Source organism: Methylosarcina fibrata AML-C10 (assembly GCF_000372865.1).
GTDB classification, from domain to species: Bacteria; Pseudomonadota; Gammaproteobacteria; order Methylococcales; family Methylomonadaceae; genus Methylosarcina; species Methylosarcina fibrata.
Genome location: NZ_KB889965.1, coordinates 4,407,111 through 4,431,222 on the forward strand (window position 1 = coordinate 4,407,111; position 24,112 = coordinate 4,431,222).

General features: G+C 56.2%; 21 protein-coding genes. 15 read left to right on the forward strand and 6 right to left on the reverse strand.

Annotated elements, in window-relative coordinates; all coding sequences use genetic code 11:
• Window positions 1–3: 3 nt before the first annotated feature.
• Both A3OW_RS0120800 and A3OW_RS0120805 read left to right on the forward strand, forming a co-directional pair.
• Window positions 4–456: a hypothetical protein gene (locus tag A3OW_RS0120800; RefSeq protein ID WP_020565386.1), complete on the forward strand. Its 453-nt coding sequence runs from the start codon at window positions 4–6 to the stop codon at window positions 454–456.
• A 17-nt stretch (window positions 457–473) separates the two neighbouring features.
• On the forward strand, window positions 474–1,781 hold the full coding sequence (locus A3OW_RS0120805; protein ID WP_198291346.1) for a c-type cytochrome: 1,308 nt from the start codon (window positions 474–476) through the stop codon (window positions 1,779–1,781).
• A 269-nt stretch (window positions 1,782–2,050) separates the two neighbouring features.
• On the opposite strand, the gene A3OW_RS0120810 is transcribed toward A3OW_RS0120805, so the two are convergent.
• The 5 genes from A3OW_RS0120810 to ppsA all read right to left on the reverse strand — a co-directional run bounded on the left by A3OW_RS0120810 (window position 2,051) and on the right by ppsA (window position 7,692).
• Window positions 2,051–2,902, reverse strand: a complete 852-nt coding sequence (locus tag A3OW_RS0120810; protein WP_020565388.1) for a pirin family protein — start codon at window positions 2,900–2,902, stop codon at window positions 2,051–2,053.
• A 65-nt stretch (window positions 2,903–2,967) separates the two neighbouring features.
• The gene (locus A3OW_RS0120815; protein ID WP_020565389.1) at window positions 2,968–4,629 is read right to left on the reverse strand and encodes an ABC transporter ATP-binding protein; all 1,662 of its coding nucleotides are present in this window, start codon (window positions 4,627–4,629) and stop codon (window positions 2,968–2,970) included.
• Between the two features lies 1 nt (window position 4,630).
• Window positions 4,631–4,891, reverse strand: a complete 261-nt coding sequence (locus A3OW_RS0120820) for a type II toxin-antitoxin system RelE family toxin (RefSeq protein ID WP_020565390.1) — start codon at window positions 4,889–4,891, stop codon at window positions 4,631–4,633.
• Window positions 4,881–5,063, reverse strand: coding sequence for a hypothetical protein (locus A3OW_RS0120825; RefSeq protein WP_020565391.1), 183 nt, complete (start codon window positions 5,061–5,063; stop codon window positions 4,881–4,883). The genes A3OW_RS0120820 and A3OW_RS0120825 overlap by 11 nt, the downstream gene beginning before the upstream one ends.
• Window positions 5,064–5,277: 214 nt before the next feature.
• Window positions 5,278–7,692 (reverse strand): phosphoenolpyruvate synthase, encoded by a 2,415-nt coding sequence (gene ppsA, locus A3OW_RS0120830; RefSeq protein ID WP_020565392.1) that lies wholly within the window; start codon window positions 7,690–7,692, stop codon window positions 5,278–5,280.
• 262 nt (window positions 7,693–7,954) lie between these two features.
• Here ppsA and gcvT point away from each other — a divergent pair, with 262 nt between their 5' ends.
• The 8 genes from gcvT (at window position 7,955) to A3OW_RS0120880 (ending at window position 18,646) form a co-directional block, all read left to right on the forward strand.
• The gene (gene gcvT, locus A3OW_RS0120835; RefSeq protein ID WP_020565393.1) at window positions 7,955–9,037 is read left to right on the forward strand and encodes a glycine cleavage system aminomethyltransferase GcvT; all 1,083 of its coding nucleotides are present in this window, start codon (window positions 7,955–7,957) and stop codon (window positions 9,035–9,037) included.
• Window positions 9,038–9,043: 6 nt separating this feature from the next.
• Window positions 9,044–11,938 carry an aminomethyl-transferring glycine dehydrogenase gene (gene gcvP, locus A3OW_RS0120840; RefSeq protein ID WP_020565394.1) on the forward strand — a complete coding sequence of 965 codons (2,895 nt, stop codon included), beginning with the start codon at window positions 9,044–9,046 and terminating at the stop codon, window positions 11,936–11,938.
• Window positions 11,911–12,498, forward strand: coding sequence for a DUF2721 domain-containing protein (locus A3OW_RS0120845; protein ID WP_020565395.1), 588 nt, complete (start codon window positions 11,911–11,913; stop codon window positions 12,496–12,498). The genes gcvP and A3OW_RS0120845 overlap by 28 nt, the downstream gene beginning before the upstream one ends.
• A 191-nt stretch (window positions 12,499–12,689) precedes the next feature.
• Window positions 12,690–13,520 (forward strand): quinoprotein dehydrogenase-associated SoxYZ-like carrier, encoded by an 831-nt coding sequence (locus A3OW_RS0120850; protein ID WP_020565396.1) that lies wholly within the window; start codon window positions 12,690–12,692, stop codon window positions 13,518–13,520.
• 335 nt (window positions 13,521–13,855) lie between these two features.
• On the forward strand, window positions 13,856–15,352 hold the full coding sequence (coxB, locus tag A3OW_RS0120860) for a cytochrome c oxidase subunit II (protein ID WP_020565398.1): 1,497 nt from the start codon (window positions 13,856–13,858) through the stop codon (window positions 15,350–15,352).
• 74 nt (window positions 15,353–15,426) lie between these two features.
• Complete coding sequence (ctaD, locus tag A3OW_RS0120865; protein ID WP_026223788.1) at window positions 15,427–17,040, forward strand: cytochrome c oxidase subunit I; 1,614 nt, start codon at window positions 15,427–15,429, stop codon at window positions 17,038–17,040.
• Window positions 17,041–17,210: 170 nt separating this feature from the next.
• Window positions 17,211–17,756, forward strand: a complete 546-nt coding sequence (locus tag A3OW_RS0120875; RefSeq protein WP_020565401.1) for a cytochrome c oxidase assembly protein — start codon at window positions 17,211–17,213, stop codon at window positions 17,754–17,756.
• An 11-nt stretch (window positions 17,757–17,767) separates the two neighbouring features.
• A complete protein-coding gene (locus A3OW_RS0120880; RefSeq protein WP_020565402.1) occupies window positions 17,768–18,646 on the forward strand; it encodes a cytochrome c oxidase subunit 3 in 879 nt (292 codons plus the stop codon).
• A gap of 61 nt (window positions 18,647–18,707) precedes the next feature.
• Here the strand turns inward: A3OW_RS0120880 and A3OW_RS0120885 are convergent, their stop codons facing one another.
• Window positions 18,708–18,995, reverse strand: a complete 288-nt coding sequence (locus A3OW_RS0120885; RefSeq protein WP_020565403.1) for a twin transmembrane helix small protein — start codon at window positions 18,993–18,995, stop codon at window positions 18,708–18,710.
• A gap of 101 nt (window positions 18,996–19,096) precedes the next feature.
• Between A3OW_RS0120885 and A3OW_RS0120890 the strand changes: the two genes are divergently transcribed.
• Genes A3OW_RS0120890 through ftsX form a run of 5 tightly spaced genes read left to right on the forward strand, consistent with a single transcriptional unit; the run spans window position 19,097 to window position 24,075 of the window.
• Complete coding sequence (locus tag A3OW_RS0120890) at window positions 19,097–19,807, forward strand: SURF1 family protein (protein ID WP_020565404.1); 711 nt, start codon at window positions 19,097–19,099, stop codon at window positions 19,805–19,807.
• On the forward strand, window positions 19,800–20,396 hold the full coding sequence (locus tag A3OW_RS0120895; RefSeq protein WP_026223789.1) for a hypothetical protein: 597 nt from the start codon (window positions 19,800–19,802) through the stop codon (window positions 20,394–20,396). The genes A3OW_RS0120890 and A3OW_RS0120895 overlap by 8 nt, the downstream gene beginning before the upstream one ends.
• A 7-nt stretch (window positions 20,397–20,403) precedes the next feature.
• Window positions 20,404–22,392, forward strand: coding sequence for a signal recognition particle-docking protein FtsY (ftsY, locus tag A3OW_RS0120900; RefSeq protein WP_020565406.1), 1,989 nt, complete (start codon window positions 20,404–20,406; stop codon window positions 22,390–22,392).
• A gap of 9 nt (window positions 22,393–22,401) precedes the next feature.
• Window positions 22,402–23,058 (forward strand): cell division ATP-binding protein FtsE, encoded by a 657-nt coding sequence (gene ftsE, locus A3OW_RS0120905; protein ID WP_020565407.1) that lies wholly within the window; start codon window positions 22,402–22,404, stop codon window positions 23,056–23,058.
• Between the two features lie 3 nt (window positions 23,059–23,061).
• Window positions 23,062–24,075 (forward strand): permease-like cell division protein FtsX, encoded by a 1,014-nt coding sequence (gene ftsX / locus A3OW_RS0120910; RefSeq protein WP_020565408.1) that lies wholly within the window; start codon window positions 23,062–23,064, stop codon window positions 24,073–24,075.
• Window positions 24,076–24,112 lie beyond the last annotated feature (37 nt).

The window sequence follows — 24,112 nt, forward strand, 5'->3', positions numbered from 1 at the left end:
CGCATGACTTTATCTCCCGAACTCGAATTTGCAAACAATCTTCGGCCGAATCGACCGGCATGGATGAACGCACTGCGTTTATTGCTCGGACTGTTCGGTGCGCCGGTGGCCTGGGCGTTCCAGATCGCTTTGAGCGAACCGTTGGCGGCACGGGCCTGCTATCCCAATCGGACGCCGTTGCCCGAGCCTTCCTGGGAAGGATGGTCGGTCGTCATGCCGGCGGTCAGCCTGGCTTGTCTGGCCTTTGCGCTGCTGTCGGGATGGGCCGCCTTGACCGTCTGGCGGGGGCAGACTCTGGAGCCGATGGCCGGTCGCGACGACTTCCTGCGGCTGCGCCGGGGGAGAATCCGTTTTTTATCGAGGCTCGGCCTGATGTCGAGCGGCCTCTTTATCGTGGCGGTCGTTTTTAATACGCTGGCCGTTTTACTGGTGCCGCTGTGCAGTTCCTGGTATTGATCGTCATGCGGCCGGCCATGCTTGCGTCAATTTATTTCAGGCGGCTGAGATTCGAGGCCGCAATCGGCCTTTGCGCGGCCTTCCTTTCGGGGCCGGCGGCGGTGCAGCCCGCAGAGCCCGAGTCTCTCAGCCGGGGAGCATACTTGGCCAGAGCGGCAGACTGTCACGCCTGCCATACCGCCGATCCGCCGCAGGCTCCGTTTGCCGGAGGCCGTGCGATCAATTCGCCTTTCGGCGTCATTTATTCGACCAACATCACGCCGGATCCGGACCACGGCATCGGCAAATATACTCTGGAAGATTTCAGCCGAGCCGTTCGAAACGGGATTGCCAGGGACGGCCATTATTTGTACCCGGCGATGCCTTATCCGTCGTTTTCGGCGATTCGCGACGAGGACATTCGCGAGCTCTACGATTATTTCATGCACGAGGTAGCCCCGGTCGGTCATGCTCCGCCTGAAACCAGGCTGCCGTTTCCATTCAACATCCGCCAGACCCTGTGGTTCTGGGATCTGCTCTTTGTCGAAGACGAACGCTTCAAGCCGCGGCACGGTCGCGACGAGCAATGGAATCGCGGCGCCTATCTGGTGCAGACGCTCGGCCACTGCGGCGCCTGCCATACGCCGCGCGGCCTGGCCTTCCAGGAAAAGGCTTTTTCGGAGTCGTCCCGGCACTACTTGAGCGGCGCCGTGGTCGACAACTGGTACGCCGTCAATCTCAGAGGAGATCCGGCGTCGGGATTGGGGCGATGGTCGGAAGAAGACGTTGCCTTTTTCTTGCAAACCGGCCATGGCAGTCGCGCTGCGGTGTTCGGCAGCATGGTGGAGGTTATCGAAAACAGCACTCAACATTTGCGCGGCGACGATCTGCAGGCGATCGCCCGCTATCTGAAATCGCTGTCTCCGCGCGGCGAAAAATCGTTCTATCAGCCCGAAAAAAGCGACGTGGCCATTAAACTTGCGGCATTGAAAACCGGTTCGGTGGAGCGGCCGGGCGCCGGGCTGTATCAGTCATTTTGCGCGAAATGCCACAAGCTCGACGGCCAGGGTGAAGCGAATAAATATCCGAAGCTGGCCGGTAACTCGGTCGTCCTTGCGGAGGACCCGACCTCGCTGATCCGCCTTGTGCTCGAAGGGAGCGAGCCTCACGACATGCAAATGAGCCCGAAGCATCAAAAAATGCCCAGTTTCGCAAAGAAGCTCGACGACCGGCACATCGCCGAAGCACTCACTTTTATCCGCTCCAGTTGGGGCAACGGCGCTTCCCCTGTAACCGAGCGCGACGTTTCGATACTGCGCGGCAGGGTATACGAAAAACCCCGGTAGCCGATCCCGTTGAAACGCGAGAATAAAGCCGGGCGAGTTTGCGTCGCGCCTTTGGGCCGGAAAGAGAAGCCCATATCATTCTCCTGCGGCTACGGCCTCAATGCCTGGCAAAGTGGAAGCCCTGTAGGTCGGGTTAGCGATAGCGTAACCCGACCTACGGCACTAGAAAAGCGTTATACACGGTCACCTCATCTTCCAGTGTGGCCACCCACGCGCAAATAGAGGTCGAGTTCGTCGACAAATATCCAATGGCGAATACGTCCATCCGTTTAATGCCCCTGGTACTTAAAATCCGCCAGCGCCTGCCGGATTTCTTCCGGCGTATTCATGACGAACGGTCCGTAGCCGGCTATCGGCTCGTCGATCGGCTTTCCGTTCATCAGCAGCAGTATCGAATTTGTGCGGGCGGTCAGCGTGAGCCGGGTGCCATCGCGTTTAAAGAAAGCCAGTTCGACGTCGTTCAGAATGGCCGAACGGTTGATTTCGACGCGGCCTTTCAAGGCGAACAAGATTGTCGTGTAATCTTCGGGAAGATCGACCTCAACGGTTTGTTCGGCAGAGAGGCGAAGATCCCATAAGTTGACCGGCGTGTAGGTGCGGGCCGGGCCTTTGTGTCCTTGAAAATCGCCGGCAATGATCCTGAGCATGCTGCCGTAGTCGTCCAGTTTGACCGCCGGTATCCGGGTGTAGCCGATGGACTGGTAATGAGGCGTATCCATCTTGTACCGGGCGGGCAGGTTAACCCAGAGCTGAACGGCTTCGAATGTGCCTCCCCGGCGGGTAAAGGCTTCGGAGTGCATTTCTTCGTGCAGAAGACCTTTCGCCGCGGTCATCCATTGCACGTCGCCGGGACCGATCGAACCGCCGTTGCCTGCGGTATCGCGGTGTACGACTTCCCCTTGATAAACGATGGTAACCGTTTCGAAACCACGGTGAGGATGAAAACCGACGCCCCTTGGCTTCGCCGCCGGCGCAAACTCGGCGGGTCCCGCGTAATCCAGCAGCAGGAAAGGGCTGACGTCGGCATCCTGGGTGTTATAGGAAAACAGGGTGCGTACCGGGAAGCCGTCGCCGACCCAGTGGGAATGTTCGGCGCGGGCGATTCGATGCAGTGGTTTCATGGCTGGATTCCTTATGGATGTGGAAAGGCGAAATCCTCGAAGCGATCCGGAATGGATCGCAGCGGTCAGTTTTTAGGATAGACCGATGAATCCATAAGTTCCACGGCCGGCCCGGAGGCAGAGGGCGGCGTCTTCACGGACGGAACCGCCGCCAGCAGCTTTTGGGTATAGGCGTGCCCAGGGTTCATCAGCACCTGCTGAACGGGACCTTGTTCGATGATCCGGCCCCGATACATCACCGCGACCTCGTCGGCGATTTCTCCGACTAGGGCCAGGTCGTGGGTGATGAACAGAAAACTGACGCCTTTGTCCCGCTGCAGCGACTTCAGTAAATCGACGATCTGGGCCTGTACCGAGACGTCCAGCGCGCTGGTCGGTTCGTCGCAGACGATCAGTCTGGGGTTGACGGCCAGCGCTCGGGCGATGCAGATCCTTTGCCTTTGGCCGCCGGAAAACTCGTGAGGATAGCGCAGGGCCGCGTCGGACGGCAATCCTACCTGTTCGAGCAGTTGTCGGACTCTGGTCCGTCGGGTTTCGGCATCGATTTCGGGATGCAGCGCCCGGATGCCTTCGGCGACGATGTCGCCGACCAGCATTCTGGGATTCATCGACGAGAAAGGATCCTGAAACACGATCTGTATGTCCGAACGTTTCCGCCTTAAGGCTTCGCCGTCCAATCGGTTCAGGTCGACGCCGTCGAGCAGGACCTGGCCGGTTCCGCCCGGTATCAGGTTCAACAGGGCTTTGCCGAGCGTCGTCTTGCCGCAGCCGGATTCGCCGACCAGCGCCAGGGTCTTTCCCTGCTGGATCGTGAAACTGACGCCGTCGACCGCCCGCACGTGATCGACCACCCGTTTGAAGAGTCCCTTGCGGACAGGGTACAGATAATAAAAGTCGCTGACCCGCAGCAGCGGCGGCTTTTCCATCGGTTCGTGGGCCAGGCAGCTTTGCATCGACGGCAAGGCCATGAGCAATTTTCGGGTATAAGGATGTTCCGGCCGGGCGAAGAGTTCTTCGGTCGGACCGGTCTCGACGATTTTTCCTTTCTGCATCACCGCAATGCGGTCGGCCAGGGTGGCCACCAGGGCCAGATCGTGGCTGATCAGCCACAAGGCCATGCCGGTCTGCCGCTGCAATTGCTTCAGCAGCGCCAGAATTTGCGCCTGGATCGTGACGTCGAGCGAGGTGGTCGGCTCGTCGGCGATGAGCAAATCGGGGTTCCCGGCCAGCGCGATCGCGATCATTACCCGCTGCCGCTGCCCGCCCGACAATTGATGCGGATAGTCTTTCAGCCGCTGTTCCGGATTCGGGATCTCGACCTGCTGCAGCAAGTCCAGCACTCGCTGTTTGACGGCCGCTTTGGGCAACGAGAAGTGCAGCCGGATCACTTCTTCAATCTGTTTGCCTACGGTCATCACCGGGTTCAGCGAGGACATCGGATCCTGAAAGATCAGCCCGATGCGCCGCCCGCGGACTCGGCACATCTCCAGTTCCGAACGGCAGAGCAGGTCGTCGTCCTGCAATAAGATGGAACCGGCTGTCATGGCTGCGTTCGGCGGCAGCAGTCTCAATACCGACAGGGCGGTAATCGATTTACCCGATCCCGACTCGCCGACCAGGGCGAAGGTTTCGCCGGGGCGGATGTCGAAACTGATGCCGTCGACTACGGGATTGCCGTGATTGAAGGCGACGCTGAGGTTGTTGACGGACAGTAGGGGATGAGTCATATCATTTTTTGTAAACATCTTTCCTATGTCCGATCTTTACTACAACGACATAAAGCACATCGTCTTCAATTTGAAAAATGACCCGATGTTCGCCTACTCGAACCCGATATAAACTGTGTTCCCCGGATAACTTAATGACTCCTGGATGGCGAGGATTTTCCGCCAATCGAACCAACGCGCCGGCAACGGCTTGTTGCTGATTTTTAGTGAGCTTGGCGAATTGCCTATCGGCGGCAGGCGTAAATTTGATTTTATAGGCCATGCTTGGTCTTGATTTCTTCCCAGTCAATAAAGCCGTTTTGTTTGGCCTCGGTCAGAGCAGCGCAGGCATCCATGGCATCCTCTAAATCCTCCAAGAGTTGCTGATATTCATCGATAGGCAATATGACGGATATTTTGTGACCTTCTGAATCGGTAATGAATTGTGTGGGCATGGTTTTATACTCTTAAAGTCCGTTCTTGTCGGGTTTATTCGGTAAATTGAAAAACGTATCTTTGCTGGCAATTAAAGTTAATTATCTTCGACTTCGATCCCCTATTTTCTAACCCTTAATTTATTAGGCTTTCTCTAGCTATTCTTTTTAGAGCTTCGGTTGATTTTGGAAATATGTTTTTGTAAACCTCTAGGGTTCGAGGACAGACTAAATTTTACGTCCTGCCCAGCCTCTTCTCCGTCTCCAGCACCAGTTGCGTCGTCTTCAACACCGTATCGGGATTCAGGCTCATCGAATCGATGCCGGTTTCGACCAGAAACTCGGCCATTTCAGGATAGTCCGACGGAGCCTGGCCGCACAGTCCGCAATGCCGGCCATTGCGCCGGGCGCCGGCGACGGCGAGGCGGATCATTTCCTTGACGCCGGGATCGCGTTCGTCGAAATCCTCGGCGACGATTTGGGAATCCCGGTCCACGCCCAGAGTGAGCTGGGTCAAGTCGTTGGAGCCGATCGAAAAGCCGTCGAAATGCCGGGAGAAGGCATCGATCTGAATCACGTTGTTGGGGATTTCGCACATTACATAGATTTTGAGGCCGTTTTCGCCGTGCTTCAGGCCCAGCTTTGCCATGTAGTCGAGGACGCGCTCGGCTTCTTCGACCCGGCGGCAAAACGGGATCATCAGGATCACGTTGGTCAGCCCCATCCCGTCGCGCACCCGTTTCATCGCCGCGCATTCCAGCGCAAACCCCTCGGCGTAGGCGGGATGCGTATAGCGGGAAGCGCCCCGGAAGCCGATCATCGGATTGGCTTCCTCGAACTCGAACCCGCGTCCTCCGAGCAGCGTGGCGTATTCGTTGGTTTTGAAATCCGACATTCGGACCACCACCGGCTTCGGATAAAACGCCGCGGCGATCGTGCCGACGCCCTCGGACAGTTTTTCGATGAAAAAATCCGAGCCGGAAGCGTAGCGGGCGGTCAAAAGGGCCAGTTGTTCCTTTTCCTTGGGATTCTGGACCCGGTCCGGATGGATCAGCGCCATCGGATGCGCTTTGATGTATTCGGTGATGATGAATTCCATGCGCGCCAGACCCACGCCGTCGTTCGGCAGGAAACTGGTTTTGAAGGCGATTTCAGGATTGCCGATGTTGATCATGATATGGGTTTTAGGACGCTGAAGATTCGAGAGATCGGTCCGGTTGACGTCGAATTTCAGATGGCCCGGATAAACCTTGCCGGTGTCGCCCTCGGCGCAGGACACCGTGATCGGAATCCGGTCGGCGATGGCGGCCGTGGCGTTGCCGCAGCCGATGACCGCCGGCACGCCGAGTTCGCGGGCCACAATCGCGGCATGGCAGGTGCGCCCGCCGCGGTTGGTGATGATCGCGGAGGCGATCTTCATCACCGGCTCCCAGTCGGGCGTGGTCATGTCGGCGATCAGAATTTCGCCGGCCTTGAACTCGGTCAGTTGCTCCACCTTCCGAATAATCCGGGCCGTTCCCGGCGCGATCTTACTGCCGACGGCATGGCCGGTCACGATCGGTTCGGCTCGCTCCCTCAATTCGTACTGTTCCAGAATCGCGCCCTGCTTCTGGGAGGCGACCGTTTCGGGTCGGGCTTGTACAATGTAGAGCTTGCCGTCGAGGCCGTCCTTGGCCCATTCGATGTCCATCGGTTTGGCATGGCCCGCCTTGTCGCTGTAATGCTTCTCGATTTTTATCGCGTAATCGGCCAGAACCAGGACGTCCTCGTCGCCGATGCAGAAACGATCGCGTTCCTGCAAGGACGTGGCGACGTTGCGGATCGGCTCGCGCGTACTGCCGTCGCTGTAGATCATTTTGATTTTCTTGGCGCCCAGGGAACGTCTCAATACGGAACGGTAACCCTGCCCGAACGTCGGCTTGTGGACGTAAAACTCGTCCGGATCGACCGCTCCCTGCACGACGTTCTCCCCAAGTCCGTAAGCGCCGGTAATGAAGACGACGTCGTTGAAACCCGATTCGGTATCCAGGGAGAACAGGACGCCGCTGGACGCCAGGTCGGAGCGCACCATTTTCATCACGCAGACCGAGAGCGCCAGCTTGAAATGATCGAAGCCCTGATCGATCCGGTAATGAATGGCCCGGTCGGTGAATAGGCTGGCGAAACAGCGCTTGCAGGCGTCCAACAGGGATTGCTCGCCACTGACGTTGAGATAGGTGTCCTGCTGTCCGGCGAAGCTGGCGGTCGGCAAATCCTCGGCAGTGGCCGAGCTGCGCACGGCGACGCTCAAGTCATCCCCGTACTGGCGCTTGAGTTCGGCATAGGCACCAAGAATCTGCCGTTCCAGATCCTCCGGCAGCGGCGATGCATAAACAATTTCGCGGGCTCTGCGGGCGCGCCGGGCCAGATCGGCGACATCGTCGGGATCCAGATCGTCCAGGGCCTGATGCAGCGGCTCCCAGGCGTCGGCTTGATCCAGCACGTAACGGTAAGCCTCGGCGGTGACGGCGAAGCCGTTCGGTATCAGAATGCCTTGCGCGGTCAATTCTCGGTACATTTCCCCAAGGGATGCGTTTTTGCCGCCGACCAGAGGAATATCCTCGATCGTTAATTCCTTGAACCAGCGAATGAAGTCGGGCTGTTCAGACATAATGCGTTCTCCTTGGGAATCGGCTGGCCGGAAAGGGCATCTTTTGTAGAATATCGGTATTTATCGTCGTCAATGGCATGTATAGTTAACCTTGACCATGGCTCTGAATGCCTGGTCTGGAATTGCCGTCTGATTATATGACGTTATTGGAGGGATAGAAATCGGGAATGATTCCTCGGCCTTCCTCGGTTCGCTCGATTTGGCCTTGGACGGCCTTGACGTTATACTGGTTTCAGCTTCGATGAGCCGACCGAGTGGCGCCATGTTAAAACAGACTTCCTTATATCCCCTGCATCTCGAACTGGGCGCGAAAATGGCTCCGTTTGCCGGGTACGAGATGCCGATTCACTATCCGGGCGGGATCCTGCACGAGCACCGGCATTGCCGAACGAGGGCCGGCTTGTTCGATGTTTCGCACATGGGCCAATGCCTGATTTCGGGCGATGGGGCCACGGACGAACTGGAGCGCCTGACGCCGGGCGGCATCGCAGAATTGATTCCGGGGCAGATGAAGTATACCGTGCTGACCAACGACCACGGCGGGATCATCGACGACATCATCGTGCTTCGCCGCAAGGACGGGCTGACGTTGATCGTCAATGCCGCCTGCGCCGCCAAGGATTACCGCCATCTCTCCGAGCGCTTGTCCGGCGCTTGCCGATTGCTCGAAATGTCCGATCGTTCGCTGCTGGCTCTGCAAGGACCCATGGCCGCCGCCGTGATGCAAAACTATTCCGCTGCCGCCGCCGGGCTGACCTTCATGCACGCGGTCGAAACCGAATTGAACGGCGTGCCGTGCCTGGTGAGCCGCAGCGGTTATACCGGCGAGGACGGCTTTGAAATTTCGCTGGAAAACCGGCATGCCGAGCGGCTGGCCCGGAAACTGCTCGAAGAAACCGGAGTGGAGCCGATCGGCCTCGGCGCCCGAGACACGTTGCGGCTGGAGGCCGGATTGTGCCTCTACGGGCATGAGCTCGACGACAACATAACGCCGGTGGAAGCCGGCTTGCAGTGGCTGATCAGAAAAGGGCATCGCGAGTTTCCGGGAGCCGGCAAAATCCATCGGCAACTGGAGCAGGGCGTCGAGCAAAAACGGGTAGGCTTTATCGTAGAAGGCAGGATTCCGGTCCGGGAAGGCGTCGGGCTTAAGGACGAAAACGGCTGCGATGCCGGCCGAATCACCAGCGGCGGCTTCGCTCCCAGCCTGGACCGTCCCGTGGCGATGGGTTTTGTCCGCAGCGAACTGGCTGCGCCCGGCGTTGTTCTGTATGCGCAAGTCCGAAGCCATCGCATTGCGCTGACTGTGACTCGCCTCCCATTCATTTCCCCTCGCTACCACAGGTAAACCGCCATGACCGAATCCCGTCCCAGCCTGAACCAGTTGGAAATGCGCGGCGATTTCATTCAGCGCCACATCGGCCCCGATTCGCAACAGATTCGGGAAATGCTGGCCGAACTGGGCCTGACCGAACTCGAACAGATCATCGAGCGGGCGCTGCCCGAGGACATTATCGACCGCGAGCCGCTGAAACTGACCGAAACGATCAGCGAAATCGCCGTCATCAAGCACATGCGCCGGATGCGGGAGCGCAATAAAGTGTTTACCTCGATGATCGGCATGGGCTATTACGATACCGTCATGCCGGCGGTGATCAAGCGGAACGTGCTGGAAAATCCGGGCTGGTACACCGCTTACACGCCGTATCAGGCGGAAATCAGCCAGGGCCGCCTGGAAGCCTTGCTGAATTTCCAGCAAATGGTCATCGATCTGACCGGTCTCGACATCGCCAACGCCTCGCTGCTCGATGAAGCCACGGCCGCCGCCGAAGCGATGGCGATGTCGCGCCGCTTGTCGAAAAGCCCGGTCAATACCATTGTGGTCGATTGCGATTGCCATCCGCAAACCATCGCGGTGGTGAAAACCCGGGCCCGTTCGATGGGGTATGAAGTGATTGTCGCCGATCCCTACCGGGATCTGCACCGGTACTCGTTTTTCGCCGTGCTGGTACAGTATCCGGGCTCTCGGGGAGAAGTCAGGGATTTGAACGAGATCGTGCAGACCGCCCATACCCGGTCCGCGCTCGTTACCGTGGCGGCGGATCTGTTGAGCCTGGTGCTGTTGCAACCGCCCGCCGCGTTCGGGGCGGACATCGCAATCGGCAATTCTCAGCGTTTCGGCGTGCCGATGGGCTACGGCGGGCCGCATGCGGCTTTTTTCGCCACCCGCGACGAATACAAACGATCGATGCCGGGCCGGCTCATCGGCGTCTCGAAGGATCGCCACGGCCAGGTCGCGCTCAGAATGGCGCTGCAAACGCGCGAGCAGCACATCCGCCGGGAAAAAGCGACCAGCAACATCTGCACGGCCCAGGTCTTGCTTGCGGTCATTGCCGGATTCTACGCGGTTTACCACGGGCCTCAAGGACTTCGCCTGATCGCTGGCCGGGTCCATCGCTACGCGCAAATCCTGGCGGCGGGTCTTGCCCAATTAGGGTACGAAGTGATCAGCAAGAGCTATTTCGACACCATCGTCGTCTGCGCTCCGAACCGGGCCAAACGTCTGGCGGCGCAGGCGGCCGAGGCGAACATCAATCTGCGCGTCATCGATGCGGACCATCTCGGCATTGCTCTCGACGAAACCACGACCCGGCGGACTATTCGGGATCTGTGGCAGGTCTTCGCACCGTCCTCCGCCGATTTTCCCAACATCAACCGACTGCACGAGACGGTGGGCGAATGCCTGCCGCCCTCGCTGCTGCGCAGCGACGAGATTTTGCGGCATCCGGTGTTCGAACGCTATCATTCCGAGACCGAGATGATGCGCTACATGAGAAAGCTGGCCCGCCGCGACGTCGCGCTGGACCGCTCGATGATTCCTTTGGGCTCGTGCACGATGAAGCTGAATGCCGCCGCCGAAATGCAGAGCATTTCCTATCACGAATTCAACGGGCTGCATCCGTTCGCGCCGCTCTATCAGACCCTGGGCTATCAACAGATGTTCGCCGAACTGGAAGACATGCTGTGCGATCTGACCGGCTTCGATGCCTTTTCCTTGCAGCCCAACGCCGGCTCGCAGGGAGAATACACAGGCCTTCTGGTTATCCGCAAATACCACGAGGTCTCCGGGCAGCCTCAGCGCACCGTCTGCCTGATTCCGGCGTCCGCACACGGCACCAATCCGGCCAGCGCGGTCATGGCGGGGCTCGAAGTGGTGGTGGTCGCCTGCGACGAGCACGGCAACGTCAGTCTGGACGATTTGCGGGCGAAGCTCGAAGCGCATCGCGATACGGTGGCGGCCCTGATGATCACCTATCCTTCAACGCACGGGGTCTATGAGCAGTCGTTCCGGGAAATTTGCGACCTGATCCATCGCCACGGCGGCCAGGTGTATCTGGACGGAGCCAACTTCAATGCGTTGGTCGGATTGAGCCGGCCCGGCAGGCTGGGCGCCGACGTCGCCCATCTCAATCTGCACAAGACTTTTTCGATCCCTCACGGCGGCGGCGGCCCCGGCGTCGGGCCGATCGGGGTCAGGGCGCACCTGGCGCCGTTTCTGCCCGACCATCCGGTCGTGAAAGGCGTCAATCCCGCCAAAGGGCCGGCCGGTACAGTCGGCACCGTTTCTGCCGCTCCCTGGGGATCGGCGAGCATTTACAGCATTTCCTGGGCTTATATCGCGATGATGGGCTCGGCCGGCCTGAAAAAGGCGACGCTTACCGCCATCCTGAACGCTAACTACATCGCCAAACGGCTTTCGCCTTACTATCCGGTGCTTTATACCGGCAAGAACGGCTGGGTGGCGCACGAGTGCATCATCGACTGCCGGGAATTTAAAAAATCCGTCGGCATTACCGTGGAGGACATCGCCAAACGATTGATCGACTACGGTTTTCATGCGCCCACCGTGGCTTTTCCGGTCGCCGACACGCTGATGATCGAACCGACCGAAAGCGAGGATAAAGCCGAAATCGATCGTTTTTGTGAGGCGATGATCGCCATCCGTCAGGAAATCGAAGACGTCGCCGAGGGGCGCGCCGATCCTGAAAACAACCTGCTGCGCAATGCACCGCATACCCATCGTCTGCTGCTCGAGGAATGGGTTTTGCCGTACAGCCGGCAACAGGCGTTTTTTCCGGACGGCCGGCAGCACGACGACAAGTACTGGCCGCCGGTCGGCCGGATCGACAACGTTTACGGCGACCGGCACGTGGTCTGCACGTGTCCTCCAGTGTCGGATTATCAGTAAAAGAGGCGGCCGCAGTCGATCGGCGCCGGCTGCTCCGTTTTTTCCGGATTTACGGTCAACCGCGCCGCTCCGACTTTTCATCGATCATGATCATGCAGACTGCATTACAAACCCCGCTGACCGATCTGGCACACGTCATTCAGCTTGCCGTCGCGCCGGTGTTTCTTCTCACCGGCGTCGGCTCGGTCCTGTCGGTGTTGACCAACCGCGTCGGACGGATCGTCGACCGCACCCGCCTGCTCGAAGGCCGCCTTTCGGCCGGTGAAAGCGAGAGCTCGGCTTCTGCCGGAATTCGGTGCGAGCTGGCTCTGCTGTCGCGGCGGATTCGCGTGATCAATTGGGCCATCAGCCTGTGTTCCTTATGCGCCTTGCTGATCTGCACCGTGATTGTTTCTTTGTTCGTGGGCACGTTGGTAGGGCTTGATTTCCACATCTTCATCGCCACGTCGTTCATCATTGCGATGATCGCCTTGATTCTCGCCTTGCTGTTCTTTTTGAGAGAGATCTATCTGGCGACCGCCAGTCTGAGGGACAAGCCGCAGACGGTCAGGCGAAAATGACCGTAGGCCGTTTCGGCAAAAAGACGGTTTCTTGACCGGCAAGGCCCTGCTTCAATCATCACACGGCGAGAAAATTTTGACAGATTCCGGGCAAACGGTTTCAAATACCGAGGGAATGATAAAGCAGTGCCGCTGTCGAAAGGCAGGGAAAAATTAGATCAAATTGAATTCGCGGGTGAAATGAAGTGAACATGAATAAAACGCTCTGCGGCTTGCTTTTTTTAGCATTGCTGTCGACCGGAGCCGTCGGTGCCGAAACCGATGAAGTCGAGTGGAATAACGTATTGAAAGAACAGTATTTTGCCGGCCGGTCTATCGACGAGGCGAGCGGCATGATCGAGCTGGAAGCGCCTTACCGGGCCGAGGATCCGGCGCTGGTGCCGCTGAGGATCGTCAGCAGGATGAAGCAATCCGGAGAAAGCTACGTCAAAAGGATTCTGGTGCTGGTCGATAAAAATCCTTTTCCGTTCGTCGGCGAATTCGAATTGACTCCGGCCAGCGGCAAGGCCGACCTGGCCATGCGGATTCGCGTCAATACCTACAGCTATGTCCGCGCCGTTGCCGAAACGAACGACGGAAAATTATTCATGGCCAAAAAGTTCGTCAAGGCCAGCGGCGGGTGTTCGGCGCCGATTACCGCCGATCTGGACGCTTCGATGAAACGGCTCGGAAAAATGAAATTCCGACTGGACGAAGGGCTCAAAACGGCAGAGCCTTCCCTGGTGCAACTGTTGATCAGCCATCCCAACATTACCGGCATGCAGATGGATCAGGTCACCCGGTTTGTAAAAAAATCCCATTTCATCAAAAACGTCCGGGTCTCGTTCAACGATAAGCCGGTATTGACCGCCAAAACCGACATCGCCATCAGTTCGGACCCCAATTTCAGGTTTTATTTCGTGCCGGAAAAGGAAGGCGTTCTGAAGGCCGAGATGACCGATACTTCCTGCGAGAGTCCTACCGCCCGGGACGCCTGCGTGCAGGGGACGACCTATACCGAAACGTTTTCGGTAAAGCCGTAGCCGTCTGCCGTTTCCTGCCGAACAGTTAACCGGGTTCCGGAAAAGCAACACCGGCGGATCGACACAAGCCGCGCGGCCGGCGTTGAAGCCGCCCATTTTACAACGGACTTCGAGCCGCCGGGTCGAAATTGACGAAAGAGCGCGGCGGAAAGGGCTTCATGAGTACCGGTGGATTTTGCTGCATGGCCATAGAATCCTGGCGCTGATCGGTATGATGAGTTAAAATTACCCGGTTTATTTGTGATAATTGTTGCGTAATGACTGTTTGTCTTCCAGGGAGTTGCGGAATGATATATCGGATCAAGAGTTTATAACTACTTACGAAGAGGCTGCTCGTGAACAAAACTAAGCAACTATTCGCAGGCCTGATTTTGATGGCGTTAGGCCAGGAATCAGCGCGGGCGGAATACTCGCTCAATTTAGTAAAAGGGGTCACAAAAATCAGTAATGACATTTATGACCTGCATATGCTGACCCTATGGATTTGCGTATTAATTGGCATCGTTGTGTTCGGCACTATGTTCTATTCGATCTACCATCATCGCAAGGACAAAGGGCATAAAGCCGAACAATTTCATGAGAACACGACCGTCGAAATCATCTGGACGATTATTCCGACCGTCATTTTGATCAGCATGGCCATCCCAGCCACCAAAACCATGCTGGAGCTCGACGACGTTCAAGATTCCGATATGTCCATCAAGGTGACCGGCTGGCAATGGAAATGGGAATACGACTATCTCGACAGCGGCATCCATTTTTTCAGCAGCCTGGACGAGGCCAGCAATAAGGCTCGTCAGTTGGATTCCGGCATCGATCCCCGTTCGGTTTCGAACTACCTGCTGAACGTCGATCATCCGCTGGTGATTCCCACCAACAAGAAAATCCGTTTCGTCTTTACCGCCGCCGATGTGATTCACTCCTGGTGGGTTCCCGCTCTGGGCTGGAAAAAGGACGCAAACCCGGGTTTCATCAATGAAGCCTGGACAATGGTCGAAAAACCCGGCACTTATCGCGGCCAGTGTACCGAACTGTGCGGCAAGGATCACGGTTTCATGCCTATCGTCGTGGTGGCCATGGATCAGCCCGACTACGACGCCTGGGTTAAAAAGACTCAGGAAGAAGCTCAAAAAGGCCCCGATTTAAGCGATCAAAGCCATGACCAATTGGTTGCCAAAGGCGCCACGGTTTACGAGAAAAATTGCTCGACCTGCCATCTGCCCGGCGGCGAAGGCGTCCCCGGTGCTTTCCCGGCGCTCAAAGGCAGCTCGGTCGTGAAAGGCGACATCAAGGCGCAGGCGGAAATCGTGCTGAACGGTAAAAACGCGATGCCTGCCTTCGCAAAAATGTTGAAGGCCGATGAACTGGCCGCGGTCATTACTTATACCCGGAATGCGCTGGGCAACAAGGTCGGCGACGAAATCCAGCCGAAAGCGATCCAGGAGATGCTGCCGGAAGGCGCGGGTGCTTCGGCCCCGGCTGCCGAATCCTCGGCGCCGAAGGCCGAGGCGCAACCGGCGGTCTCGGAAATGACGAAGGATGAACTGATCGCCAGAGGCAAGGAAGTTTACGAGAGCAATTGCGTGTCCTGTCATCAGGCCGAAGGTCAGGGCATGCCGCCCACGTTCCCCGCGTTAACCGGAAGCCCGGTGGTGACCGGCGACATTAAAGCCCAGGTCGATCTGATGATGAACGGGAAGGGCATGATGCCGGCTTTCGGTAAAACCTTGAGCGCAACCGATTTTGCGGCTGTCGTTACCTATACACGGAACGGTTTGGGCAATGCGGTGAATGACTTCATTCAGCCGAAGGAAATCGAGGCCATGCAATAGCCGTCCGGACCGGATGATGGCTGTACGCTGTTGAATCGTTGCAAGCAATTTTAAAAATTTTTGAGGTATAAATTATGTCCGCTGTAATAGCACCACATGATGATCATCATGATCATGATCACGGTCCTGCCAAAGGGTGGTTAAGATGGGTTATCACCACCAACCATAAAGATATCGGCACCCTGTATCTCGTCTTCGCGCTGGCGATGTTCTTTGTAGGCGGCGCCATGGCGATGGTTATCCGCGCCGAATTGTTCGAACCCGGCATGCAGTTCGTCAATCCGCAGTTTTTTAACTCGATGACGACCATGCACGCTCTGGTGATGGTGTTCGGGGCGGTCATGCCCGCTTTCGTGGGGCTCGCCAACTGGATGATTCCGTTAATGATCGGCGCGCCCGACATGGCGCTGCCACGAATGAACAACATGAGCTTCTGGATGTTGGTAGCCGGCATCTTGCTCCTGGCCAGCACCCTGCTGATGGAAGGCGGCGCGCCCGCAGCCGGCTGGACTCTGTATCCTCCGCTGGTATTGCAAACCGGAGCGGCACTGCCGTTCGCAATTTTTTCGGTGCATTTGCTCGGGATTTCCTCGATCATGGGCGCGATCAACATTATCGCGACCATTTTCAACATGCGCGCTCCGGCGATGACCTTGATGAAAATGCCGTTGTTCGTCTGGACCTGGCTGATCACCGCCTTTTTGCTGATCGCCATCATGCCGGTCTTCGCCGGCGCGGTCACCATGCTGTTGACCGACCGCTTTTTCGAAACCAGTTTTTTCGATGCGGCGGGCGGCGGCGATCCCGTGCTTTACCAGCACATTTTCTGGTTCTTCGGCCATCCTGAAGTGTATGTGATGATTCTGCCGACCTTCGGCGTGGCTTCCACGATCATTCCGGTATTTTCCCGAAAACCCCTGTTCGGTTACAGTTCGATGGTCTATGCGACCGCCTCGATCGCTTTCCTGTCGTTTATCGTCTGGGCGCACCACATGTTCCTGGTCGGCATGCCGATGGCGGGAGAACTGTACTTCATGTATGCGACCATGCTGATCGCGATTCCCACCGGCGTGAAAGTCTTCAACTGGACCGCGACGATGTGGAAAGGCTCGCTGACGTTCGAAACGCCGATGTTGTTCTCGATTGCTTTCGTCGTCCTTTTTACGATGGGCGGTTTCACCGGCCTGATGATGGCGGTCGCTCCGGCGGACTTCCAGTACCATGATACGTATTTCATCGTGGCGCATTTTCATTACACTCTGGTGCCCGCTTCGGTCTTCATTTTGATGGCCGCCGGTTACTACTGGCTGCCTAAATGGACCGGGCACATGTACAACGAAAGAATCGGCAAGCTGCATTTCTGGCTTTCCGCCATTTCGGTCAACATCCTGTTTTTTCCTCAGCACTTTCTTGGCTTGGCCGGCATGCCGAGAAGAATTCCCGACTATGCGGTGCAATTTGCCGACTGGAACATGATTTCAAGCATCGGAGGATTCATCTTCGGCGCCAGCCAGTTGCTGTTCCTTTATATTGTGATCGACACCATCAAGGGCGGCACCGGCGAAAAAGTCACCGATGAAGTTTGGGAAGATGCGAGCAAGCACGGCCTGGAGTGGACTCTGCCGTCGCCTCCTCCTTATCATACTTTCACGACGCCGCCTGAATCGGTTCCGAGCGAGCATCACTAAGAAAGGGATGGCCCAAGGTGAATGGATTTTTAACCTTGGGCCGTTCGAGTCATTGCTTGGCATCGAATTAAAATAATGGACAGAAAAAAGAAAAACATATTGACGGCAGTGATATTGGTTCTGATAGCCGTCGTGATCTATGCCTTCGCGGTCATGAAAGCGCTTTCACAATGATCGACGACGCCGGACAAAAGAACAGAAAACTGATCCGAACCCTGCTGTTAGTCGTCGTCGGCATGTTCGGTTTCGGTTATGCCTTGGTGCCTCTTTACGACGTTTTGTGCGAGGTGACCGGAATCAACGGTAAAGTCGAATCCGTCGCGGCCAAAGACGATGTCTATCAGCCGGATGCGAACAGAGAAATAACCGTAGAATTCATGACGTCGCTCAATGAAGCGGCGCCGATGGAGTTTCGTGCGGAAACCAGGAAAATGAAGATTCATCCCGGCGCCTATTACACGGTGAATTTTTATGCGGAAAACAAGACGGACAAAGACTTGGTCGCCCAAGCCATTCCCAGTATTTCTCCGGGACCCGTTGCGGAATATTTTGAAAAAACGGAATGCTTTTGTTTTTCCGAACAAAAATTCAAGCCTCGCGAGGGCAGAACCCTGCCGGTAAGGTTTGTCGTAAATCCTGCAATTCCGGAAAAATATAAAACGATTACACTTGCCTACACATTTTTTGATAATACTGGAAAATCAGTAAACCAATAGAGAGGAGACTTATGTCGACACCCAACGCTTATTATATTCCGCATAAAGCGACCTGGCCCATAATCGGAACCATCGGGTTGATGTTGATGCTGGCGGGCTTTGCCAATTATTTGAACGGTTCATCGGCGGGTTCGTTCTTCATGATCCTGGGCCTGATGGTGTTTGTCCTGATGTTGACCGGCTGGTTTACCCTCCAGGCGCTGGAAAGCGAAACCGGAATGTACAATACCCAAGTAGGCATATCGTACCGCATGGGCATGATGTGGTTCATCTTCTCCGAAATTATGTTTTTCGGCGTGTTTTTCGGCGCTTTATGGTATATCCGCAACTTATCGGTGCCTTGGCTCGGCGAAGGCGTCACGAAAGAGATGCTGCATCCGTTGTTCGACGCCACCTGGCCCACTAACGGTCCGGAAAAACTCGGCGGCAAGATCGTTGACGGACAGATGACGGGCGAGTTCGAGCCGATGGGAGCCTGGGGTCTGCCGTTTTTGAACACTCTGATCCTGTTGAGCAGCGGCGTCACCTGCACCTGGGCCCATCACGGCTTGCTGGCGAAAAACCGTGACCAGTTGATCAAGGGCTTGATTGCCACCGTCGTATTGGGATTTCTGTTTGTTTCGTTCCAGGCTTACGAATATCACGAAGCTTATACCGAAATGGGACTGACTTTGGGTTCGGGCGTTTACGGATCCACTTTCTTCATGCTGACCGGTTTTCACGGTTTTCACGTTTGCGTCGGAGCCATTATCCTGAGCGTCGTTCTGTTCCGCAGTTGGAGAGGGCATTTCAAACCGGAAAACCACTTTGCTTTCGAGGCCGCGGCCTGGTACTGGCATTTCGTTGACGTGGTCTGGTTGGGCCTGTTCATTTTCGTTTATTTGATGTAAATAATACGAAGTCCTGTTAAAAGCGCTGCCTGACGGGCAGCGCTTTTTTTTTGTCGGGATTTTACCGAGCAGGGATTGTCCGAGATTGATCGAGCTTTTCCGTTTCCATTTGTCCGGTTTTTTTCAAATGCATTCGGGCTCCGATGCCGTGAGGCTGGTAAAGACCGGTGGCGATCAATAGAAAGACGAATATGAACAGAATCACGGAGAGCGAAATGCGGACAGTCAGTGCTTTTGCCGTTTTTTCCGAATGATCCCGGGATTGGTGTTTAATCAGGTGATACAGCGCGGACCCCAGGCTGATAATGATCAGAATAAAGGCAATAGTTACGATGCTTTGTATTATCATGGGATAATGAACGTTTTTGAAAGGGTTTCGGGTATTGTCGGCGATTCGGATGCAAATGCCAATACAGGACGGCAAAATGTAACGTGACTCAGGACCTTGCTATGAAATTTCAAAAGATTCCTACACTGGTTTTTCTGATCTTTCTGCCTTTGCTGTTGGCATTGGGATTTTGGCAACTGGACCGCGCCGAGCAGAAGCGCGCCTGGCTGGAGCAGCAAAAACTAGGCTTGACGGCCGAAGTCGTGCGTTTGTCCCCGGCTACGACAGAGCCGCCGGCGGCACTCAAATTCAAACGTGTCGAAGCCCAGGGGCGCTACGATGCCGATCATCAGTTTCTGCTGGATAACCGGATCAGCGACGGTAAAGTAGGCTATTTTGTATTGACGCCGTTTATTCTGGAAGGCTCCGGCAAAGCGGTTCTGGTCAATCGGGGCTGGGTGCCTTCAGGCCCGGACCGGACAAAGCTGCCCGATCTGCGCATTCGACAAATGCCGGCGCTCGTGAAGGGGCGAATCAACAGCTTTCCCGGCGTCGGCATTAAACTGGAGGGCGCGGAAACTCCTGCCGCCGGCTGGCCTTCGACGGTTCAGGTGGCCAATTCCGATATTTTGTCCAAAAGACTGGGGTATCCCTTGTTTCCGTTTCAGATCGAGCTGGATAAAGACCAGCCCGAAGGCTACCGGCGCGAATGGCGCAGTTCCGACGTCATGCCGCCCGCTCAACATGTGGCCTATGCGACGCAGTGGTTTGCGTTGGCGTTTTTACTTTCGATGCTATTTGTATGGTTCAGCCGCTTAAAACATGATGAATAACCCGCAGAAAAAAAATCGTCTGATCATTCTGACGTTGTTCGGAATGTCCATTGTTCCTTTCCTGATCGCCTACATTTTGAAAGAAAATCCCCAATGGCTGCAGGGTAGGACCAATCACGGTCAGCTCATCATTCCGCCGGTGCCGGTGGAGCGCAGCGATTTGACCGGTTTCGATCCGTTTTCGCAAGAACATATCGGCGAATTGGCCGGACACTGGCTGATCATTAACGTCATTCCGGAGGCGACCTGCCACGAGGCGTGCCGGGATGCGATTCATAAAAGCCGGCAATTGCAATTAATGATGAACAAGGATCTGACCCGGACGCGCAGGGTGGCGCTGATTTTTAAAGACAGTGAGGAAGCGGCTTCCGGCATATGGTGGCAGGACGACAAAGTCTTGTTGAGAGTCAGGCCGAATGAAAACGTAGTGAAGAAAATAGCCGGCATCAGGCCTGACGGAGTGCCGGACGGAATGCTGCTGCTGATGGATCCTTTAGGCAATTTGATGATGCAGTACGAACCGGGCTTCGACCCTTACAAAGTCAAAAGCGATTTGGCCCATCTGTTGAAAATTTCACAAATTGGTTAACGGAAACATGTTTAGAAAAATAACTTTGATAGGCATTCTGCTGGCATTGATCGTCATCGTCATGGGGGCGTACGTCCGTTTGTCGGACGCCGGATTGGGCTGTCCCGACTGGCCGGGCTGCTACGGGCGGGCCATTCTCGAAGACAGCGCCGAATTCCGGTCCGAAGCGGAACTCGCTTTTCCGGACCGGCCTCTGGACATCGCCAAGGCCTGGAAAGAAATGGGGCATCGATATCTGGCAGGAGCGCTGGGCGTGGTCGTCCTGTGGCTGGCCTTGTCGTCATGGTGGCAGAAATCGTGCCGGGCGGCGGCGATGAGCGCTTCCTGGGGGCTGGCGGCGATGGTTGCGATGCAGGCGGCCCTGGGCATGTGGACCGTGAAAATGCACACCATGCCGGTCGTGGTGACCGCGCATTTGCTGCTTGGAATGCTGACGTTCTGGCTGCTCTTCTGGCTTTATCTGCGAGCCGCTCCCGGCGTTTCCAGGCTGACGGTTCGCATCGGACCGGTAAATTTTGCTCGACTGGGCATGCTGGTGCTGTTCTTTCAGATCATTCTCGGCGGTTGGACCAGCACCAATTATGCCTCGCTCGCTTGCCCCGATTTTCCTCTGTGCCGGGGGGAATGGTGGCCCCAGGCCGATTATCGGGAGGCTTTGAACTTTTTTCATGGTATCCTGACAGGAGAAACCGGAATACTTTCTGCGGAAGCGCAAGTGGTGGTGCATTGGCTGCATCGTGTCGGGGCCGTTCTTACTCTGATTGTTTTGGGCGGAGTGGCGCTCTGCGCCGCTTCGGCAAGCTATCCCAAACCCGTCAGAAGAGGCGCTTTATGGCTGGGGCTGGGGCTGGTCATACAATTCGGTCTGGGCATTGCCGTCGTCAAACTGGCGCTGCCTTTATGGATTGCGGTAGCGCATACCGCTTTCGCCGCTCTGTTGATGTTGCCGCTCATCGCGATCAGTTTTTATAGCCGTTATGGCTACCAGGCGCCGCGGAAGGAAGCGCCGGCGGTGGAGGCCGTCAGCGTTCCGGCCGAAAGGGTTGTTGAAAAAGACTATGTCCCGGCCGCGCCCGAGACGCTTTATCTGCGGTTGAAATCGCAACTGAAGCGCACCCGGACAGGCTTGACCGGCGCGCTTGCCCAACTGACGTTCGGGCAGAAAGAGATCGACGACGACCTGCTGGAGCAAATCGAGACGAGTTTATTGACGGCCGACATTGGCGTCGAGACCACGGCCAACATTATCAACGGCCTGACTCAAAGCATGGAACGTCATCAGTTGAATGATGCGTCGGCGTTGTCGACCGCGCTAAAGCAGGAATTGTTGACTATTCTGGAGCCATGCAGCCAACCCTTGCAGATTCAAAAAGAGGACGGCCCTTTCGTCATTCTGGTCGTGGGCGTCAACGGCGCGGGCAAGACCACCACCATCGGCAAGCTGGCCAAGCGGTTACAGGCGCAGGGGTTGAGCGTGATGCTGGCGGCGGGCGATACCTTCCGGGCGGCAGCCGTCGAGCAGTTGCAAACCTGGGGCGAGCGCAACGACATTCCGGTGGTTGCGCAGCATACCGGCGCCGATTCGGCTTCGGTGATCTACGACGGACTGCAATCGGCCAGAGCCAAAAACATCGACGTGCTGATTGCCGATACCGCAGGTCGATTGCATACCAAATCGAATCTCATGGATGAACTGAAAAAAGTAAAACGGATCATGGGCAAACTGGACGAGACCGCGCCTCATGAAGTGCTGCTGGTGCTGGATGCCGGCACCGGCCAGAATGCCTTGTCCCAGGCGCGGCTGTTCAACGAGACGGTCGAGTTGACGGGCATTGTTTTGACCAAGCTCGACGGGACGGCCAAAGGCGGGGTCATTTTTGCGTTGGCCAGGCAGTTGGGCATTCCGATCCGTTATATCGGCGTCGGCGAAGGAATAGACGATCTGCAGGATTTTAACGCCGAAAATTTTGTCAACGCTTTGTTTGCCAAAGATTGAACGAGTATTATGCTGATTTTCGAAAACGTCTGTAAAAGGTACCCGGATACGGGCGACGTCCTGCTTAATGTCAGTTTCCATTTGCAGCCGGGCGAAATGGCCTTTCTCACCGGTCACTCCGGCGCCGGCAAAAGCACGCTGTTCAAACTGACGGCCATTATTGAGCGTTGCAGTCGGGGGCAGATTTATTTCGATGGACAGAATCTCAATCAGGCCAGGGAAAAGCAGATTCCATTTTTACGCAGAAAAATGGGACTTATTTTTCAGGATTACCGGTTATTAAACGACAGAACCGTTTTCGATAATGTCGCCCTGCCGCTGGCAATTGCCGGCTATGGGCATCTTGAGGTATCGCGCAGGGTCAGGGCGGCGCTGGACAAGGTCGGCCTCTTGGGCAAAGAAAAGAAATTGCCTTTGACCTTGTCGGGTGGGGAACAGCAGCGGGTGGGTATCGCCCGAGCCGTGGTCAATAAGCCGTCCATCATCCTGGCCGATGAGCCTACCGGCAACCTCGATCCCGAATTGTCCGCCGAAATCATGCAGTTGTTCGAGAAATTTCAGCAGGTCGGCGTCACCGTGCTGGTGGCTTCTCACGACATCAACTTGATTTCGAAGATGAACCATCGAGTGTTAACCCTGGATCACGGCCAGTTATTGGGGGATTGAACGATGAAACATGGAATAAAACAACAGATCAGGCAGGAGGTGGGCCAGAAAAGGCAAGAAGGCGGACAGACGAAAAAGGCCGGCGGTAATCTGATCGATAAATTCAAGGCCTACCGCGATCTTCACGCTCACAGCCTGTTTTCCAGCCTGGGTCGGCTGGCCGATGCGCCCTTTACGTCGCTGTTGACCGTCGGCGTCCTGGCCATTGCGATTTCTCTGGCGGCCAGTTTTTATTTGCTGGTCGTCAATTTGCAGCAACTGGCCGGCAACATCGAAACCACCAATCAAATCTCGCTGTTTCTCAAGGACGAAGTGTCCGAATCGAAAGCCGGGGAGTTGGCATCCGATATTAGAAAAAATCCCGATGTTCAGGAAGTCAAAGTGATCAGCAAGGAGCAGGCCCTGAAGGAGTTCCAGACTTACAGCGGATTCGGTGCAGCGATCGATAACCTGGAAATCAATCCGTTGCCGATCGTTCTCGAAGTTCTGCCCAGAAGCACGATGGATGACCCGAAGGCGCTTGACGACCTGGTGCGTCATTTTCAGAAGTCGGAGGAAGTGGATTTCGCTCAAACGGACAGGCGATGGTTCGACCGTCTTCATGCCATCATCAAACTGGCGCGAAGAGGCATGATTTCCCTGAGCTTGTTGCTGGGAGCGGGCGTCTTGTTCGTGACCGGCAATACGATTCGTCTGGAGCTGCACAACCGCCGGGATGAAGTTGTTATCGCCAAGCTGGTCGGCGCCACCCATGCCTTCATTCGCCGGCCTTTTCTTTACACCGGCTTCTGGATCGGCTTTTCTTCCGGAGTGCTGGCCTGGTTTATCGTGACGGTGATCATGCTGGTCTTGTGGCTGGCGGTCGAAGATCTTTCCCTGCTTTATGAAGGTTCTTTTCATCTGCTGTTTCTGAATTATTCCGAAACGATGGCTCTGCTGGCCATTTCCTCCGGACTGAGCGTACTGGCTTCATGGCTGGTCCTGACGTATCAACTCCGCCAACTGAAACCCGAATAGAAAATTTGAACTTGCAAAATGATTAGCACTCTTAGCC